This is a genomic window from Paenibacillus brasilensis, assembly GCF_009363115.1.
GTDB lineage: Bacteria > Bacillota > Bacilli > Paenibacillales > Paenibacillaceae > Paenibacillus > Paenibacillus brasilensis.
In genome coordinates, this window is the sequence record NZ_CP045298.1 from 2,826,103 (window position 1) to 2,842,912 (window position 16,810).

Below are 16,810 nucleotides of genomic sequence, written 5' to 3' on the forward strand. Positions count from 1 at the left end.
TCCACAGTTATGAAGCACGGGGATTTCATGCCCAAAAAACGGAATATATATATTATACCTATAATTAACGTTTGAATAACAACAGAAGGGTTACGAAAATGGGATTTTAGATTGATAGCTGTAAATAATTCCAATATAATGATGGAATACCTAGTAAATTTCTTGGCAATGGAGCTGAACCGGACATGAGTATATGGGATCGCAATCTTTTTATACGTCGATTGGAGCTCCTATATCATCGGAGAAAACGGTGTAGGTAAATCGACGCTTATGGAGGCAATCGCGGTTGCGTGGGGATTTAATCCGGAGGGTGGCACTGTATCATCTGACACATGAAGGAATCGAAACCCGGACGCTGGAGGAAACCGATCATTTCATCATTATGAAGCAATTTCTGAACAACAAGGAAAAAATGCTGCATGAGCTATTCGATGATCCTCAATAAGGAACGAGGTTACCTGAGTAGCATCCGCTTGATAAGGAGGAAACAGGATGAGGTCAAACTTTAATGTGGATATTCGACGGATACCAGCTTTCAGGGTGGCGACTCTGGCCGCACAGGCCCCTTTTACCGAGCTGGGTGATGAGGTACGCAAGCAGTGGCAGCAGGTACAAAGGATGGTTCCGGAGATTCACCCTGAGCGTTTGGATGCCGACATTGGCTATGTACTCTCCCCGCAATGGACAGTGGCCGAGGAGAACGGAAATATCACGCTCAAGGTGGGAGTAAAAGTATCCTCTTGGCATGCAATTCCAGGTACGCTCGAACGTATCGAGATACCTGAGCAGGTGTATGCGGTAACTCGTTTTCAGGGGGATCGGGAACGACTGAGTACCATTTATGATGACCTGTTTGCCTGGCTGGATCGTAATGGATATGAGCGTAATACAGTGGAGGGGGCTTATTGGATGGAGATGAATCGGCTGAAGCCTGTAAATCCCTTTGATATCCCCTTTGAGGAAATTCAGAGATTTGATTATGATATTGCGATCGCGATTATGCCAAAATAAAAGGGTGGTTAAATCCCGTTCTTTCCATGAATGTTTCTTTTTGCTGTCCTGTCAAAGGAAACATTCAGGGTTAACGGAAGTATTTTATGATTGTTATTTGTCTCTCACTCTTTTAATATAATGAAGAGTTTTAATGAAGTAGCTGAGGAGGACGAAACGCAACATGTCAGATTCACAACAACAGTTGAAAATGGGACCGCTGGTCATCTTGATGATTAATATGTTTATTGCCATGCTGGGAATCGGTCTAATTATTCCGATCCTTCCCAAATTTATGAATTCTCTGGGAGGCAGTGGCGAAACGGGAGGCTACCTGGTTGCCGTGTTTGGCTTGACCCAGTTTCTGTTTTCACCGTTAGCTGGAGAATGGTCCGATAAATACGGACGTAAAAAAATGATTATTACCGGTTTGGTAATCATGACGGTGTCTTCTGTATTGTTTGCCATTGGACACTCGTTAACGATGCTGTATATTTCCCGGTTGCTGGGAGGAGCGGGAGCTGCCTTTATGATTCCTCCGATGATGGCTTATATTGCCGACATTACAACGGTGCACAATCGTGGTAGAGGAATGGGCTTGCTGGGCGCTGCCATGTCTCTTGGCTTTGTTATCGGTCCTGGTTTGGGCGGCTTTTTGGCGCATACCTCGATGCGTACGCCCTTGTATGTTTCGGCTGGCGTATCGGGCTTGGCTGCGCTGATCTCATTGATTTTGCTGCCTGAAACCTTGTCGTTGGAGAAGCAGTTGAAATTTAGGAATGTTAAGGTCAAGCGCGATAATGTGATTAAGCAGTTTGCACTTTCTTTTCGCAAGCCGTATTTTATACTACTGATTATGATATTCACGCTTACGTTTGGGCTGACGCATTTTGAAACGATGTTCCCATTCTTCGTAACGGGCAAGTTTCATTATAATGAGGGTGATATTGCCACCATCATTACGGTAGGCGCACTGGTCGGAACCGTGATTCAGGCTGTGGTCATCAGTCCGATGTTGAATCGTTTTGGCGAAAAAGGTGTGATTATCGGCTCCTTTCTATTTTCTGCAATTTCCCTTGTGCTAATGCTGTTCTCTGGTAACTTTTATTATGTACTCGGGGTATCACTCATTTTCTTTACCGCCACGTCGCTACTGCGACCAGCCATTAATACCGCTTTATCCAAAATGGCGGGAGATGAGCAGGGCGTTGCAGCCGGGATGAATAATGCCTATATGAGTGTCGGTAATATTCTGGGGCCTGCGCTGGCGGGTACGCTGTTCCAGGTGCAAATCAATTTGCCGTACATTTTCGGGGCGGCCATTCTCCTTCTTAGCTTGGGGCTGGCTGTAAAATGGAACAGCAGAGGCACACAAACCACAGCGGTGTAGTATGATTGAAAAACAGGACGTTTCTTGAACGAAACGTCCTGTTTTTTTGATTTGTATCCGTAAAGATCATTCAGTTGTTGATGCCTGTATAAATACAATATCATAAGTCGCTGCAACACCTTCCGGCGTGCTGAAACGATTTTCATACTCTTTATACAGGCTGGTGAACAGACGCCGTGATCCGAGATTACGAGAAATAGCGGCTTCTGAAGTGCTAGCTCCGAGTGATTTTACAGATAATAGAAAATCCCTTGGTGAAGGGTATTCTTCCGTTAACAGCATACATTTATATTGAATATCGGAGAAACCGGCTGTTGTTAATGAATCTTTCCATTGATTTGCAGATTGAAACGAGAGTCCGTGCCTCTGGGGCTCCATATCTTCAGCACGGTAAACTTCTTCAAAAGCTGTATGCAACTCGTGGAAGGTACCAGGTCCGAAGGTCGCGAATGCGAGTATCCCTCCGGGGCGAAGCAGTCGGTAAAGGTAATTCAGTGTTTGCTGCGGCTGGCTCAACCATTGGAAACAAGCGCTGGAAACGATGAGATCGAACGAAGAGGCAGGAGTGTTAGCCGCCCACATTTCGACATCGGCAAGCAAAAAATGAATATCAGATGATGGCCTATCGTTTGAGCCTCCAGGGTTTGCAGCGCCTAGCACACGCTGTTCAGCGGCCAGAATCATTGCAGGCGCAATATCCAGCGCAGTAATAGACGAGTGTGGCCATCTGTTCACCAAAATTTCAGTTAGAATACCGGTGCCACATCCGATCTCAAGCATGCTGCGTTTGTTGGGATCCTCAGCGTTGGTCTGTTGTATAAGAAATTCTGAAAGCTTGTCCGCCATGGTGCGCTGCACATGGGCATGAGTATCATACAACCCTGACGCGCTGCGGTTAAATTGCCGTGCAATAGCTGTTTTTCTACTGGTCATGCCACCAACTCCTAATGGATTCAGCCATAAGTGCCTCCCTTCCCAAAAACGGAGCATGTCCGCTATCGGGTATGGCCAGCAGCTTTGCCTGAGGTAATTGCATGAGCAACTCCTCTGCCGCCTCGTAAGGACAAATCTGATCTTTGGTACCGTGTATAAGAAGAACCGGACAATGAATTGCCGGAAGTCGAGAGAGGCATTCCACATGACGGAGGGTTTCAAGCCCCGCGATGAGTGCCGGAGTTGTCCAGTTGCCTATGAGGGAACGATGGTCCCTGAGATCCGACGCTGTTTCCAAGCCCGTAAACATCATCTGACTGAATTTGCTCTCTATAGCCTGCCGATCTCTTTGGAGTCCGTTGATCATCTGTCTAACATAGATATCTGCCCAGCCGCGATTCTGTTGTTCTTTAGGACGGGTAAACCTGGCTGTTGCTGAAAAAAGTACGAGTCCATCTGCCAGTTTCTGATCCGCGAGTTTCAATGCCAATAGCCCGCCCAGTGACCAGCCTGCTATTAGAAAAGGACCGGAGCATGAGGAAAGAAAACCTTTCGCTGCAGTTTCGGCCAAATGCAATATCTCCTCGGAGGAAGCAGCAGCGCTGTAATCTACAGAAACATGATGAAAATCAGGGAGAAGCCCGCGAAGCTGATCAAAGACCTTATTCGACATACTCCACCCGGTCAGCCACAGGATGGTGCCACCTAATTCTGACGGCATGATTCCAAAACCCCCAGTTGAAGTCCTAGTCTGCAAATTTTCGTAACGGCATCTGTGAGCTCCTCCAGGGAATGTGCAGCCGATAAAGAGAAGCGAATTCGCGCAGTCCCCTCGGGTACTGTTGGAGGACGAATGGCTATCGCCGCAATACCTTCGGTTTCCAGAGCACTGCTAAATAGCAGAGCCTTATGATTGTGTTCTAGGATCAAGGGCACAATTGGAGAATCCCCGTTACCGATGTTAAAACCCGCATCACATAATGAGGAACGAAAAAATTTGCTTGCCGCGAACAGCCGTTCACGACGCCAGTGTTCTGTTTGTATCAGCTTCAATGCTTGGGCAGCCCCCGCTATAAGAGAAGGGGGGAGTGCCGTTGAATAGATAAGCGGCCTGGCCTTGTTTAACAGCCATCTGATGAGCATCTCATTTGCACAAACATAAGCTCCGTAGATGCCAAACGATTTGCTGAGCGTTCCCATATGAATATCCACATTACTTGTTACCCCAAGTGCAGAGATCAATCCCTCGCCACGTGAACCGTAAACCCCTCCGCTATGTGCCTCGTCAACCATCAGCAGAGCATTATACTCCCGTTTGAGCGCAATAAGGTCGAGCAAGCGTGCCTGATCACCATCCATGGAAAAGACTGCGTCCGTCACGATTAGCTTCCGCCGTTTATCACGGAATTTATGCAATAAGGCACGCAAATGCTCAATATCATTATGGCGATACCGTGCATGCTCGGCGCGGCTCAAAATAATGCCGTCGACAATGCTGGCATGGTTGAACTGGTCGCTGAATACCACATCGCCGCGGCCCACAAGCGCGCTAATGACACCAACATTGGCTGTATAACCGTTTGCGAAGACAAGTGCCGCATCACAGTTTTGCCATTCTGCCAGCGCTTTTTCAAGCTGTGCATATGGCTGCCGATTGCCGGTTACAAGCCTGGAGGCACCGGCACCGGCTCCTTCCTTGAGGAGTGCATCACGCATCGCTTCAATAATGGCAGGATGCTGGGCCAGCCCCAGATAGTCATTCGAGGACAAGTCGAGTAGTGCTCGTCCGCCATGCATCACATAACCAGGATTTTCGGTGATAGGGACATGGGTACGCAAGCGGCGTTCCATTGATGCGTGGTCTAATGCCTCAAGTTCTTTTTTCATCCAAAGGATGATCATCACCGCCTTGTAATAACAATGCTTGCCTGATCGGCGCTAATTGAATGGTTCTTCGAACAGAATGGATAAGCATCTCGGTATTTGTCACGTCATGTAAGTATGGAAAATGTCCAAGGACCTTCAGGCCGCCGCTGTATTGTTCGATGAGTTCTGTATTTGTCGCGATACTTGGATCATCCAGGGCGTCAATATATTCGTTGTTGTTCATGATGATGCCTACAATCGGGATTCCACGCTGCTGTAAGAAGGAAATGGTCAAAAGTGTATGATTGATTGTACCCAGACCGGATCTGGCCACAATCAGAACAGGTACGTGAAGCATGGAAATCAGGTCAATCACCAGTGCGTTATCGGTCAGCGGTACAGCGACCCCACCCGCCCCTTCAATGAGCAGTGCTTGATAGCGCCCGATAAGGGGTTCCCCTGCGGCGATCATCTCCTTAAGACTAAGCGTCACACCCGCCCGCTTTGCGGCAAGCATTGGGGCCAGCGGTGCTTCGAACGTAAAAGGTGCTACAGCCTCGGGGCGTTCACAGATGCCTGTGCTTTGGAGCAGACGTTCGGCATCCGTTGCTCCGCTGCCAAGAAGGCCGCCGGACTGCACAGGCTTCCAGACACCTGCATTCAGACCTTCTGCACGCAGCGTAGCGGCAAGGGCCGATGTCACAATGGTCTTCCCAACGCTGGTATCCGTACCGGTTATAAATATTCCCCGTAGTTTGCTCATATCGTTAATCCATTTTCGGTGACGTCAATAATGGATGCTGCCAAAATATCTGTCATGGCATCCAACTCATCCTCTGTGCTGGCAAGAGGGGGGATAAATACGACAACATTGCCAAGTGGTCTTGTAAGCATTCCAAGCTCTCTTGCACGCTTGGCAGCGCGAACGCCGATCCGATCTGCCCAATCATATGGCTCGTGTGAAGCCTTATCACGTACGAGTTCGATTCCGATCATCAGACCCTTTTGCCGAATCTCACCGACATGCGGCCGTTCTTTAAGTGCCATAAGCTTTTGCTGGACAAATGATGCCTTTGTTTGCACGCCTTTGAGCATGTCTCGCTCTTCGAATCGGTGTAGACTGGCTAAAGCGACGGCACAGCCAAGCGGGTTTCCGGTAAAGGAATGTCCGTGGAAAAATGTTTTCTGCTCTTGATAATCGGCATAGAAGGCATTGTATATCTCGTCAGTCGCAAGTGTCGCGGCGACGGGCAAGTAGCCGCCAGTGAGGCCTTTGCCGACAACCATCAGATCAGGCGAAACGCCTTCCAGATCGCAGGCAAACATGGCTCCTGTACGACCGAAGCCTGTTGCGACTTCGTCCGCGATGAGAAGTACCTGGTGTTTGCGGCAAAGCAAGGCCATTTCCCGCAAACAGCCTGGCGGCATGATAATCATTCCTGCCGCTCCCTGTACGATTGGCTCCACGATGAGAGCTGCTATTTCATCCCCGCGAGTCTCAAGCAAACTGCGTAAAGCGGTTAAAGTGGACTCCATTGCTCCCGCTGCGCCGCCTTTGTGGCGGTAAGCATAAGGATAAGGAATGGTCTCTGTTGGAAACAACATCGGTCGGAACACATCATGATACAGGGGAATCGCGCCGACGCTGACTGCCCCGATGGTATCCCCATGGTACGCTTGATTCATCGTAATAAATGTCTTTTTCTCATGTACTCCGCGGTTGTGCCAGTATTGAAACGCCATTTTGATTGCGATTTCGACACCGGTTGCTCCTGAATCGGAGTAAAACACTTTGTTTAAACCCTTGGGGGTGATTCTTACCAGCTTCTCAGCCAGTTCGATGGCAGGTATATTCGCCATTCCCAGCAGTGTAGAGTGGGCGACCCGATCTAACTGATCAGTGATTGCCTGATTCAGTTCCGGTACGTTGTGTCCGTGTACATTAAGCCAAACAGACGAGAATCCGTCATAATAAGACCGGCCCTGGATGTCATACAGTTTGACACCTTGACCACGCTCAATAATAAAAGGGTCCAGCTTGTTGTAATCTTTCATTTGAGTAAAGGGAAGCCATAAGTGCGCCTTATTCATGGCGGCGAGACGCTCATAGTTCGTAATGATCACCATCCTTCTCCAATCTATTATTTTAATTGTCAACCAAATTGAGTTTAATGTGGTTGACAATTAACTTTAACAATATAACAAAACGAGAAGTTTGTGTAAAGAGAATCAAAGCGTGCAACAACATCTTACGGTGATGGTTACCTATTTATATTTTTTCGTCTAGATGTGTACTTTGGAGTCGATGATGGGTAATAATGCAAGACAACGCAGCAATCGGAGGGAGGCGTGAGCCGAATGGATGAACGAAGTGAGCAGTTATTTTATACAGGAACTTATGCATCTCGAAATGAAAGAGGGATTTATGTATGCGCTTTGGATATTGAAAACGGTGATCTGCGCATGATTGGCGGTGTAGAGGGCATTGAGCGGCCTTCTTTTTTAGCCCTGCATCCGGATGGTTCGAAGCTGTATGCTGCCAGTGAGACAGGGGAAGGTGAGCTGTATGCGTATCAGGTAGATGCCCGGACAGGAGAGCTGCATCTGGTAGATCGAAAAGGGACCAAGGGAGCACACACCTGCTATGTGTCCGTAACAGCGGATGGACGTTATGTGATGGCCACTAACTATTCAGGCGGGAATGCCGCTGTATTCCCGGCGATGGAAGCTGGAGGATTGGGGGACATGTCGGGACAGGTTCAGCATACCGGCTCAGGTATTCGTCAGGACCGCCAGGATGCGGCGCATCCACATTCGATTATTCCTGATCCTTCAGGGCAGTATGCTCTGGTATGTGATCTGGGCCTGGATCGGATTGTAGTATACCGTTTGACAGAGGATGGAAAATTGGTGGCCCACCGTGAAGCAGTTTTGCCGTCCGGCTCCGGCCCGCGCCATCTGGTATTTCATCCTTCACGTCCCTATGCTTTTGTCGCCAATGAGCTAAACAATACCGTTGCTGTGTTTGGCTACAATGAACGTAATGGTGAGCTTGCATTGCTGCAAAGCCTGTCTACACTACCGGAAGGCGTGATTGATGTGGAAAATACAGCCGCAGATATCCGGATTACAGCCTGTGGACGTTATGTGTATGTGTCAAACCGGGGACATGACAGCATAGTGCTGTACCATGTCGATCAGGTCACTGGCAAGCTGAAGACAATCGAGTGGGTCGAAACCTTCGGTGGCACGCCACGTAACTTCAACATCCTGTCAGGTTATCTGGTGGTGGCGAATCAGGATGGAAATAACATTGTATCTTTTGCTATCCACGATGAAGATGGTCGATTGACACGAACGGGCTATGTACTGGAGGTTCCTTCTCCTGTATGCATTGAGCCTACACGGTAGCCATAGCTACAGAACATGGTAAAAGAGCATAGAAAAACACGGCATTTTGCTTCCATGAAAGACATGGGGCACAACGCCGTGTTTCAGGTTTTGAACCAAATGGAGAGCTATTTACCAGGCTCCCCGGCTTCAACCGTTGCTGTTTTTGTGTGGTTTTCGGCAGGCTTGTAGTACAAGCGGAACAGGATATCCTGATTGTAGTTACCGAATCCGGTACCGAACAGGGTTACTCCTCCAACATGCTGGGCATTATCCAATATGGCAATACGGAATTTCCATTGCTTTTGGTCAATCAGGACTTGGCTTAAAGTCACATCGGATATCTGCTTGCCGTCCATAAAGGTACCCTCGGACGTAATGCGAAGTCTTTTGAGCAAACCGTATTGATTAATAAAGTCTGGCCACCATGCGGGCGTGTATTTACCACGATTATCCCCGAAATCCCCGGGGCTGGTCCAAGTACCCAGATTGACATCATTCAGGAAGAAAGTAATGTCTGAAGGCCAATTATCATTGGTAAAAGGCGCCTCGGACGATAGCTCCATTGAAATTTCCAGCTCCTCGGCCTTTTGGCTGGACAGCAGGAAATTAGGTACCTTATAATCCATATATCCTTGACTAAACCACAGAATTTTGGAGTTAAAGCGCTCAGGGGCCAGGAATGAACGAGGCTCGTCGAATTCTCCGATGATTTTCTCGACGGTAGCCAATCCACAGGTCGGCTGAATTTCAAAATCCGTAAAGTGCCCGACGGAAATCTCGGTCTGATGAAATTGCCGTACATCCTGCTGATAGCGTGGCATAGCGATCTCAATTTTGTCCGTAGCCAGCGAGCACACCTTCTGAACTCCACCACGCCCAGGCAGCATTTTGGTCGAAATAATGGACGCTCTCTCCAGCTTTTTGACATGCATGGTCATAATCGCACTGCTAAGTCCCAACGCTTCCGCCAGCTCACGTATATTCATAGGCTTCTCCGCAAGCAGAACAATCATATTCAGCCGAACCTCACTGGCCAGCGCTTCATATACGGGAAGTGATTTTTCAGAAATGTCCAGTTGCATAGTTCCTCCAATTCTAACGCACATCATAAATTGATGGTAGTTTAACATATATGGATTTTTTTAATATTCATACATAAAAAACGTTATGATTTACATTTGTATAAACAATATACCCTTTCCTTGATTGCTGGCACAAGCCTAACCCCTCAAAAAGTCCAAAATCGTTCAAAAAACAGGACATCCCTAAACCACTCGCTGTTTGTCGGGATGTCCTGATGTGGGTATATGGTTATAGAAGGTTAATATCGGGTATGTTCTTCTGCCAAAGAAGAATCAGATGTTCTATCCTTGTCTGCGGTATGCCCCGCTTGATGAGCTGAATCCGTCTTCATCAGGCCAGGATGACCGACATAAGGACGATCACTCCGTGAACGACCTCGGGTGAGCCGGAAGCCGATCAAAAACAACACAAGCTGTACAGCCAGTATATAAGGAGAAGCCTCCGGTCCGATCCATTGAAACACAGCAACAGCGGCGATCACCATGGACAACAGGCTTGTTGGAAAATGGGAAGCCGTTACGTCCAAATCATTTTGTCTGCGCAAGGTCATCAGCCGATATAGATACAGCAGCGCGATCAAACCGGATACGAATCTCATCCATGTGCATCCTATAAGCCAGTAGGCAGACGGCGCATTATTGGACAGGCTGCTATCGACATTGCTGTACGAGGCCAATTCCACAAGCAGCCGTGAGATCAGCCAAACGATCCCGACCAGCGCCAACGGGCCGGCTGCGGGACGAAGCAGCTTCCATAAAGCTGTTCCCCAGCTCGGTGCATGTGACTCCAGCAAAACAAGCCGCCGTTCCTCGATCAGTTTGTTCATTTCGCGCTCCAGGGATTTGAGAAGCAGTTCCCTGCGGAAAGCATCGCCTTCCCGGAGCGATGCCTGCACCTGCTCCTGTAAGTGAGGAGTCAAATAGGGAGCGGCCTTCGCCTCCTGAAGAGCATGAATCAGTCCGTTCGGATGGGGCTGCTTTTCGTTGCTGCTGCCGTCCTGGGTAGAGGTTTGAAGGCAGCCTGCTAATCGCCCGTAGATGCGTAGCGACTCCTGTAATTCATTTAGCCGCTGCTGACGAGAATTGCGAAGCTGGGCTGCGCTGTGAACATACAGCCATACCAGCAGGGATAACGCCAGCAGAAAAGCAATCAGACCGGGTGAGATATATGCGGCTAAGGCCGCGAAGTCCGTCGGGGACACCCGCAATCCCTCCTTCCATAGTTCTTCCTACACTATTGCACAGACCGCGCAGGCATTTCAAGGGCTTGTCTGTATCTGACCAAGATATATGAAGTATTTTTTGGTAAAATAGACAAGATTACTAGCCGGGGAGGAGATTCAGCATGAATAAAAATATAGATATTGCCACAGAACATCAAAAGACATCGAATCAACCGTACGTAGAGCTTCGTGTGGATTACACCATCCATCCGTTCAGGAGTATCGGGCGTTACGTAAGCAAGCTGGCTTAACGCAAATTACGGAAGAGGCGGCAGCCAAGGGCCTGCCGAACAGTTTGTTTGCCGTGACACTGCGGCTTGGACCGGAATTGATCAAGATGGGCCGGGTAAGCGGTGATGGCGGTGTGTTTTTTCTGGTTACTGATATTGCTGTCAAGCCTTTACATCAGGGAAAGGGTTATGGACGTAAGCTTATGGAAGAGATTACGGAGTATTTAAGAAGAGAAGTTCCGGCGGGCAGCTTTGCGACACTGATTGCGGATAAACCGGCTGACCGTTTGTATGCGCAATTCGGCTTTCAACCTGTCAGTCCGGGTCAGAAGGGATGTACTGGCGACAGCCGGGCGGGCTGTAAGCTGGAACGACTGGAATCGAATTTTCCGGAACCAATAATATAGTAGCTGAAATAAAAAAGTGTACACAGGGAACGGAGTAGACGGAAGAGTGCTGTACAAGTGGAGCGATCGCCTTTGTCCCGGGTATCTCCCTTGATTATAAGTTCAACTTATTTAGTAAATTATAGGAAGAAGGCAAGAGACGATGAAGGTTATTATTTTCGGAGCAACAGGAACGATTGGTCAAGCATTAGTCAAGGAAGCGATCAAGCGCAAATATGAGGTGACGGCGGCGGTACGCGACCCGCAGCGGGTGACGGAGCAAAGCGAATATTTGGCGATCGTTCAAGCGGACATTTTAAATCCAAATTCAGTTACGGAGGTGGCGAAAGGGCACGATGCTATCATTAGCGCCTACGGCCCCACATTTGGAGCCGAGGAAGAATTGCTCGAAGCCACTCGGTCTTTATTGGAAGGCACTCGACGTTCCGGTGTGGAACGCATACTTGTAGTTGGTGGAGCCGGAAGCCTGATCACAGAAAACGGTGAACGCTTGATGGATACCGCCGAGTTCCCCGAAGAAGTCAAGCCGCTTGCGGCTGCACATGCTGAGGCGCTTGAGCTGTATCGCGCTGCCGATGTGGATTGGACGTATTGCAGTCCGGCGGGAATTATCGAATCGGGAAAACGTACAGGACATTTCCGCATTGGCCTGGATCATTTGGTGGTTGACGAGCTGGGCCACAGTCGTATCTCGGTAGAGGATTATGCGGTAGCGCTGATTGATGAGCTGGTTGCGGGTGAATTTGTCAATTCCCGTTTTACGGTTGGGTATTAAACCATAAGTACGGCAATCCGGGAGGGGAAAAGTATGTATATGGTGACTGCCGATGAAATGCGGCAACTGGATCGGTATACGATTGACAAGCTGGGTATCCCGGCCCTCACGTTGATGGAAAATGCCGGGCGCGCAGTAGCTGACGAAGTATTAAAGCTCTGTGCTATGAAAAGCAGATCAGGGAATGGGAGATTGGAAGAACAGGAAAATCAAACCTGCGATGCTGACAGCGCTGAAGTGTTCAGGTGGCGGGCGACAGAAAAGGTCTCCCGGACAGGCCCGGGGGATCTGCTAAGTCACCGGGAGGTCATTCGGGTGGAGCCGTGGAGTCACGGGCGCCATGCTGTATGGCAACGGGAGCATTGGTATATCCTCGTGGGCAAAGGCAACAACGGGGGCGACGGACTGGTTGCAGCCCGTCATCTGACCGATGCCGGCCTGCACGTCACCGTTGTCTATGCCGACTCACCGGATACGCTGCGCGGCGAGGCGGCTGCTGGCCGTGATGTCATCGCGGCTTTGGGCATCCCGGTCATCGTCTACGGGCGGGATGCCCTCGACCTGCGCGGCGCCTCAGGCATCGTCGATGCCCTGCTGGGCACGGGCACGCAGGGCCCGCCGCGCGAGCCCTATGCCTCGCTGATCCGCCAGGCCAATGCCAGCGGTGCGCCGCTTGTGTCGGTAGACGTGCCTAGCGGCCTCGATGCCGACACAGGTGCGCTGCACGAGCCGTGTATTCGTGCGTGCGTCACCGTATGCCTCGCCTATCTGAAGCGCGGGCTTGTCCAATACCCGGGCGCCGAGGCCGCAGGCGAGGTAGTGGTACGCTACATCGGCATTCCGCCCGGTCTTGCCCGCGAATGCGGCGTGCAGCTGCGTCTCCTGACTCGCGACACGCTGCGTGAAGCACTGAACGTGGACATAAGCCGCCGCCGCGTGCCGGACGGGCACAAGGGCACCTACGGGCACGTTCTTGTCGCGGCCGGAAGCCTGCGCATGAGCGGCGCAGGCTTGCTGGCCGCACGTGCCGCCCTGCGGATCGGCAGCGGCCTGGTGACGTGGGCAGTGCCTGAAGCGCTGCTGCCGCACGTGATCGGCGCCGCGCCGGAGCTAATGCTCGCTGCGGCGGCAACGGGGAGAGACGGCGAATGGAACGCCGACTCTGCGGACGAGCTGCTACAGCTTGCGCAGGCGCGCGATGTGCTAGCCGTCGGTCCCGGCCTGGGGCGCTTCACGGCGGACACCGGCTGGCTGCGCCGCCTGTGGGAGGAGTACGATGGTCCGCTCGTGCTCGATGCGGACGCCCTGAACATCCTTGCCTCTGCAGGGCCTGAGCTGGAGGCTTGGAAGCGGAGAAGCGCGGCGGTTGTGCTAACACCGCACCCTGGCGAAATGGCTCGTCTGCTGGGCATATCGACAGCAGAGGTGCAGCGCGATCGCATCACCCATGCCCGGGAATATGCCCGGACACGCGGGGTTACGCTGGTGCTCAAGGGAGCCCGCACCGTCATTGCCTGCCCTGACGGAGCAGCCTACATCAATACGACAGGCCATGCCGGGATGGCCACAGGCGGCGCAGGCGATGTGCTGACAGGTATTATTGCAGGCTTGCTGGCCCAAGGCCTGAACGCTTCGCAGGCAGCTGCCTTTGGCGTGTACCTGCATGGCGTGGCTGGAGAAACAGCCGCGCGTCATCGCCAGCATCCCGCTGCTGTGGTGGCCGGTGACATCATTGAAGCCCTATAGGCCATAGGAGTAGCGGCAGGAGGAAGGCCAGTATGATCTGTAATTCATACTCACGGTTCAGCCAGTGTCTTCCTCCATAGTACAGCAGTGTGATGGCTGCACCAGCTATGCCGTTGCTCCATGAAATGCCTGCTCCGGCAGGCGACATCACAGTACCAAGCAGGAGAAAGATACTGAATCCTGCGGCAAAGTACAGGCTGAGCTGCTCGGGCTTTCGCAGCCAAGGTAAAAAATTGTGCAGTGCATCGGCAGCAAGAGCTGCTGGAAGGGCAAAGCCGTAGGCCCACAACTGCGCGGTCAGCTCACCGCTATTGCCTGCTATAGTAGATGGAAGTCCTGTTATTTCCTCTGCCAGATAGCAATACATCCATATGAGGCCAAACACCAATCCCCCACAAGCCAGTTTGTTCAGCGCATAACAACCTAGCTCCATTCGCCAAGGCATTTTGGAATTAAATTCATTCCAAGGCTGTCTCATGTTGCGATTCCTCCTTATGACACTCGGTAATCCACAACCAATAAAGGAATTAATTTCTATTACAATCCGCTTACGGTTTACGGCATTTCAGTTTACGTTAGCTGTGTATCATATTCCTAATAGTAATTTTTAGTCAGCAAGAGATAGATCGGAGTGAATGGTTTCCGTCTATTTGTTGTACCTTGCGAGCAAGTGAGACCAATGATGCAAATATCAAGGTAATAAAGATTGCGGATAGCCGCGGTACGGAGAGGCGGGGATTGCATGATACAGGCGGTTATTTTTAATCTTGAAAGTACATTGTTGGACCCCGGAGGGCGGGGCCTGATCCAGGGAATGCTTGATATTTTCAGATGGAAGGGTGTACAAGTAACCGAAGAGCAGGTATCACATGGGCGAGGGCTGCCGATCCGTGATCATATTGCCAATGTGCTGGGACTTTCAGAGGTTCGGAAAAAGTGGTTAGAGTGCTTCGGTACACATCCCGGAAGGACAGATATTGAGCATATTTATCTTGAGCTTGTCCCTGTTCTTCGCTCCTTGATTCAAGGGGCTGAGCCCGCGATCGGCATAGACAAGGCGTTGCATGAATTGCAGGATCGTCGTATTCAGTCGGGTGCCACCACAGCCTGCCCGATGGAGCTGCTAGGTCCTATTTTCACGCCTGCCCAGTCACCTTATACGTTGGATTGTATAGTAGCCCCTTGTGAAGTGTCGCAGGGACGTCCTTATCCGTGGATGATCTACGATATTGCACATCGCTTGCAGGTATTTCCGCTCAGCGATATTGTGAAAGTAGGAGATACGGCAGCCGATATGCAAGAGGGAAGGAATGCCGGCGTATGGACGGTAGGTGTATTGAACCAGAACAAAAGTGCGTTAACCGCGGCACAAACAAGCAGCCCTGAAATAGACGACAGAGTGGCTGAGGAACGACGCAGACAGAGCGTATACGGTTTAAAAAGGGCAGGAGCCCATATCGTCATGAACTCGATCGGTGACTTGCCGCGCATTTTACGTGAAATCGAAATGCTCCAGCACACGGGAGGCTATCCCTCTTATACGAAGCAGGTAAAAACAGCGATGATGCCCCCGTCTTGAAGTGCCTCAATACACAGTTCTAAGTTATATGTATGCGCCATACCCGACGAAGGTGAACTTCTTATGGAATGGTCATATGCCTATCCCACGGTTTTTTATATGCCAAAAAGCCTTAACCCGGTAAATACCGAGTTAAGGCTGCATTTTGTTACTTACAAATCGTCAAATCCGTTGTCGTCTCCGACCTTGCCATAATTGCGTGATTTTGCTTCAAAAAAATCTGTTTTTGTCGCATTCAGCGCTTCATCCGAGAATGGCTTGATCCAAGGCATACAATTTACATCTACGTCCTCATAGGCTTTGTCCATACCAAGCAGTCTCAGGCGCATATTTGCCATATATTTGATATAATCGCTCAGCTCGTTCAAGTCGATGCCACGAACCTCCTTGAGCGTATAATGCGCCCAGTTCGTTTCCAACTCCACTGCACGGTTGATCATACGGTAAACATAGTCGGTATTTTCCTTTGTGTTCAGCTCAGGGAAATCAGCCAATAGCTGCTTGAACACTTCGGCAAAGAAGTAGCAATGCTGATTTTCATCACGCTGAATATACGAGATCATTTGGCTGGTGGCCATCATTTTTTGGTCACGGGCCAAGTTATAGAAGAAAGCGAATGTACTGTAAAAGAAAATACCTTCCAGAATCAAATCAGCTACCATCGCCTGGAAAAAGGTTTGCGGATTCTGCTCATCGCGGAATTCCTGATAAATGTCAGAAATGAAGGTGTTGCGCTCCAGCAGGACAGGATCGTTTTTCCAGTATTCGAAAATTTCCTTTTGCTCCTGCTCCGATACCAAGGAAGACAGAACGTAGGAGTAGGACTGGTTATGCACCACTTCCTGTTGCCCGATAATGGCCGAGATCGCTTCCAGCGAGGAATCGGTAAAATAGCGTTTTACATCTCCAACAAACATCGTTTGCATGGAATCCAGCACAGCCAGCAGACCGATGTTAATTTTGAATGTACGCTGTTCTTCGCCATCCAGTAAAGGGAACTGGGACGCGTCCTTGGACATCGGAATTTCATCCGGAATCCAGTGGTTCAGCAGGAGCACTTTATACAGCTTGTACATATGCGGCATCCGAATATCGTTCCAGTTCAGAATGCCGGAGTTTTCGCCTTCAATAATACGGGTAGAGCGGTTAGGCGCTTCCGTGTTAAAAATCTTTTGTAACTGCATGGGAGATTCTCT

17 protein-coding genes and 1 pseudogene are annotated in these 16,810 nt (G+C 50.1%); 9 read left to right on the forward strand and 9 right to left on the reverse strand.

Translation table 11 applies throughout. The features are described 5' to 3' along the window. Nucleotides 1-316: 316 nt before the first annotated feature. From GCU48_RS29160 to GCU48_RS13235, 3 genes and pseudogenes are all read left to right on the forward strand, one after another. A pseudogene (locus GCU48_RS29160) lies at nucleotides 317-445 on the forward strand (AAA family ATPase); the annotation flags it as partial. Nucleotides 446-492: 47 nt separating this feature from the next. After that, nucleotides 493-1,011 carry a GyrI-like domain-containing protein gene (locus GCU48_RS13230; protein WP_025716180.1) on the forward strand — a complete coding sequence of 173 codons (519 nt, stop codon included), beginning with the start codon at nucleotides 493-495 and terminating at the stop codon, nucleotides 1,009-1,011. Between the two features lie 163 nt (nucleotides 1,012-1,174). After that, the gene (locus tag GCU48_RS13235) at nucleotides 1,175-2,380 is read left to right on the forward strand and encodes an MFS transporter (protein WP_025716181.1); all 1,206 of its coding nucleotides are present in this window, start codon (nucleotides 1,175-1,177) and stop codon (nucleotides 2,378-2,380) included. Between the two features lie 66 nt (nucleotides 2,381-2,446). On the opposite strand, the gene bioC is transcribed toward GCU48_RS13235, so the two are convergent. From bioC to bioA, 5 genes are read right to left on the reverse strand one after another with little or no spacing between them, the layout of a single operon-like run. Next, the gene (bioC, locus tag GCU48_RS13240; protein WP_152380301.1) at nucleotides 2,447-3,313 is read right to left on the reverse strand and encodes a malonyl-ACP O-methyltransferase BioC; all 867 of its coding nucleotides are present in this window, start codon (nucleotides 3,311-3,313) and stop codon (nucleotides 2,447-2,449) included. Further along, on the reverse strand, nucleotides 3,303-4,034 hold the full coding sequence (locus GCU48_RS13245) for an alpha/beta fold hydrolase (protein WP_152380302.1): 732 nt from the start codon (nucleotides 4,032-4,034) through the stop codon (nucleotides 3,303-3,305). The genes bioC and GCU48_RS13245 overlap by 11 nt, the downstream gene beginning before the upstream one ends. Continuing rightward, nucleotides 4,019-5,200, reverse strand: a complete 1,182-nt coding sequence (bioF, locus tag GCU48_RS13250; RefSeq protein ID WP_244315627.1) for an 8-amino-7-oxononanoate synthase — start codon at nucleotides 5,198-5,200, stop codon at nucleotides 4,019-4,021. Before bioF ends, GCU48_RS13245 begins: the two co-directional genes overlap by 16 nt. Then, nucleotides 5,184-5,942 carry a dethiobiotin synthase gene (gene bioD, locus GCU48_RS13255; protein ID WP_244315629.1) on the reverse strand — a complete coding sequence of 253 codons (759 nt, stop codon included), beginning with the start codon at nucleotides 5,940-5,942 and terminating at the stop codon, nucleotides 5,184-5,186. Before bioD ends, bioF begins: the two co-directional genes overlap by 17 nt. Then, nucleotides 5,939-7,306 carry an adenosylmethionine--8-amino-7-oxononanoate transaminase gene (bioA, locus tag GCU48_RS13260; protein ID WP_152380304.1) on the reverse strand — a complete coding sequence of 456 codons (1,368 nt, stop codon included), beginning with the start codon at nucleotides 7,304-7,306 and terminating at the stop codon, nucleotides 5,939-5,941. The genes bioD and bioA overlap by 4 nt, the downstream gene beginning before the upstream one ends. Before the next feature lie 231 nt (nucleotides 7,307-7,537). Here bioA and GCU48_RS13265 point away from each other — a divergent pair, with 231 nt between their 5' ends. Continuing rightward, nucleotides 7,538-8,590: a lactonase family protein gene (locus GCU48_RS13265; RefSeq protein WP_152380305.1), complete on the forward strand. Its 1,053-nt coding sequence runs from the start codon at nucleotides 7,538-7,540 to the stop codon at nucleotides 8,588-8,590. Between the two features lie 107 nt (nucleotides 8,591-8,697). On the opposite strand, the gene GCU48_RS13270 is transcribed toward GCU48_RS13265, so the two are convergent. Next, nucleotides 8,698-9,654: an ArsR/SmtB family transcription factor gene (locus tag GCU48_RS13270; protein ID WP_152380306.1), complete on the reverse strand. Its 957-nt coding sequence runs from the start codon at nucleotides 9,652-9,654 to the stop codon at nucleotides 8,698-8,700. A gap of 239 nt (nucleotides 9,655-9,893) precedes the next feature. Next, nucleotides 9,894-10,856, reverse strand: coding sequence for a hypothetical protein (locus tag GCU48_RS13275; protein ID WP_152380307.1), 963 nt, complete (start codon nucleotides 10,854-10,856; stop codon nucleotides 9,894-9,896). A 143-nt stretch (nucleotides 10,857-10,999) separates the two neighbouring features. Here GCU48_RS13275 and GCU48_RS29165 point away from each other — a divergent pair, with 143 nt between their 5' ends. The 4 genes from GCU48_RS29165 (at nucleotide 11,000) to GCU48_RS13290 (ending at nucleotide 14,035) form a co-directional block, all read left to right on the forward strand. Next, entirely contained in the window at nucleotides 11,000-11,128 is a 129-nt protein-coding gene (locus GCU48_RS29165; protein ID WP_370881013.1) for a hypothetical protein, read from the forward strand. Between the two features lie 53 nt (nucleotides 11,129-11,181). Continuing rightward, nucleotides 11,182-11,514, forward strand: coding sequence for a GNAT family N-acetyltransferase (locus GCU48_RS29170; protein ID WP_370881014.1), 333 nt, complete (start codon nucleotides 11,182-11,184; stop codon nucleotides 11,512-11,514). Between the two features lie 142 nt (nucleotides 11,515-11,656). Continuing rightward, entirely contained in the window at nucleotides 11,657-12,289 is a 633-nt protein-coding gene (locus GCU48_RS13285; protein ID WP_152380308.1) for an NAD(P)-dependent oxidoreductase, read from the forward strand. Between the two features lie 33 nt (nucleotides 12,290-12,322). Further along, nucleotides 12,323-14,035, forward strand: a complete 1,713-nt coding sequence (locus GCU48_RS13290; RefSeq protein WP_152380309.1) for an NAD(P)H-hydrate dehydratase — start codon at nucleotides 12,323-12,325, stop codon at nucleotides 14,033-14,035. Here GCU48_RS13290 and GCU48_RS13295 read toward each other — a convergent pair. Further along, nucleotides 14,019-14,513: a hypothetical protein gene (locus GCU48_RS13295; RefSeq protein WP_152380310.1), complete on the reverse strand. Its 495-nt coding sequence runs from the start codon at nucleotides 14,511-14,513 to the stop codon at nucleotides 14,019-14,021. The genes GCU48_RS13290 and GCU48_RS13295 overlap by 17 nt on opposite strands. A 264-nt stretch (nucleotides 14,514-14,777) precedes the next feature. Here GCU48_RS13295 and GCU48_RS13300 point away from each other — a divergent pair, with 264 nt between their 5' ends. After that, complete coding sequence (locus tag GCU48_RS13300; protein WP_152380311.1) at nucleotides 14,778-15,614, forward strand: HAD hydrolase-like protein; 837 nt, start codon at nucleotides 14,778-14,780, stop codon at nucleotides 15,612-15,614. Between the two features lie 152 nt (nucleotides 15,615-15,766). Here GCU48_RS13300 and GCU48_RS13305 read toward each other — a convergent pair whose 3' ends face one another. Next, the gene (locus tag GCU48_RS13305) at nucleotides 15,767-16,798 is read right to left on the reverse strand and encodes a ribonucleotide-diphosphate reductase subunit beta (protein WP_152380312.1); all 1,032 of its coding nucleotides are present in this window, start codon (nucleotides 16,796-16,798) and stop codon (nucleotides 15,767-15,769) included. Nucleotides 16,799-16,810 lie beyond the last annotated feature (12 nt).

Coding starts and splice junctions, on each gene's coding strand:
- GCU48_RS13230 (WP_025716180.1), top strand. CDS start 493: ATGAGGTCAAACTTTAATGTGGATATTCGACGGATACCAGCTTTCAGG.
- GCU48_RS13235 (WP_025716181.1), top strand. CDS start 1,175: ATGTCAGATTCACAACAACAGTTGAAAATGGGACCGCTGGTCATCTTG.
- bioC (WP_152380301.1), bottom strand. CDS start 3,313: ATGACCAGTAGAAAAACAGCTATTGCACGGCAATTTAACCGCAGCGCG.
- GCU48_RS13245 (WP_152380302.1), bottom strand. CDS start 4,034: ATGCCGTCAGAATTAGGTGGCACCATCCTGTGGCTGACCGGGTGGAGT.
- bioF (WP_244315627.1), bottom strand. CDS start 5,200: ATGAAAAAAGAACTTGAGGCATTAGACCACGCATCAATGGAACGCCGC.
- bioD (WP_244315629.1), bottom strand. CDS start 5,942: ATGAGCAAACTACGGGGAATATTTATAACCGGTACGGATACCAGCGTT.
- bioA (WP_152380304.1), bottom strand. CDS start 7,306: ATGGTGATCATTACGAACTATGAGCGTCTCGCCGCCATGAATAAGGCG.
- GCU48_RS13265 (WP_152380305.1), top strand. CDS start 7,538: ATGGATGAACGAAGTGAGCAGTTATTTTATACAGGAACTTATGCATCT.
- GCU48_RS13270 (WP_152380306.1), bottom strand. CDS start 9,654: ATGCAACTGGACATTTCTGAAAAATCACTTCCCGTATATGAAGCGCTG.
- GCU48_RS29165 (WP_370881013.1), top strand. CDS start 11,000: ATGAATAAAAATATAGATATTGCCACAGAACATCAAAAGACATCGAAT.
- GCU48_RS13285 (WP_152380308.1), top strand. CDS start 11,657: ATGAAGGTTATTATTTTCGGAGCAACAGGAACGATTGGTCAAGCATTA.
- GCU48_RS13290 (WP_152380309.1), top strand. CDS start 12,323: ATGTATATGGTGACTGCCGATGAAATGCGGCAACTGGATCGGTATACG.
- GCU48_RS13295 (WP_152380310.1), bottom strand. CDS start 14,513: ATGAGACAGCCTTGGAATGAATTTAATTCCAAAATGCCTTGGCGAATG.
- GCU48_RS13300 (WP_152380311.1), top strand. CDS start 14,778: ATGATACAGGCGGTTATTTTTAATCTTGAAAGTACATTGTTGGACCCC.
- GCU48_RS13305 (WP_152380312.1), bottom strand. CDS start 16,798: ATGCAGTTACAAAAGATTTTTAACACGGAAGCGCCTAACCGCTCTACC.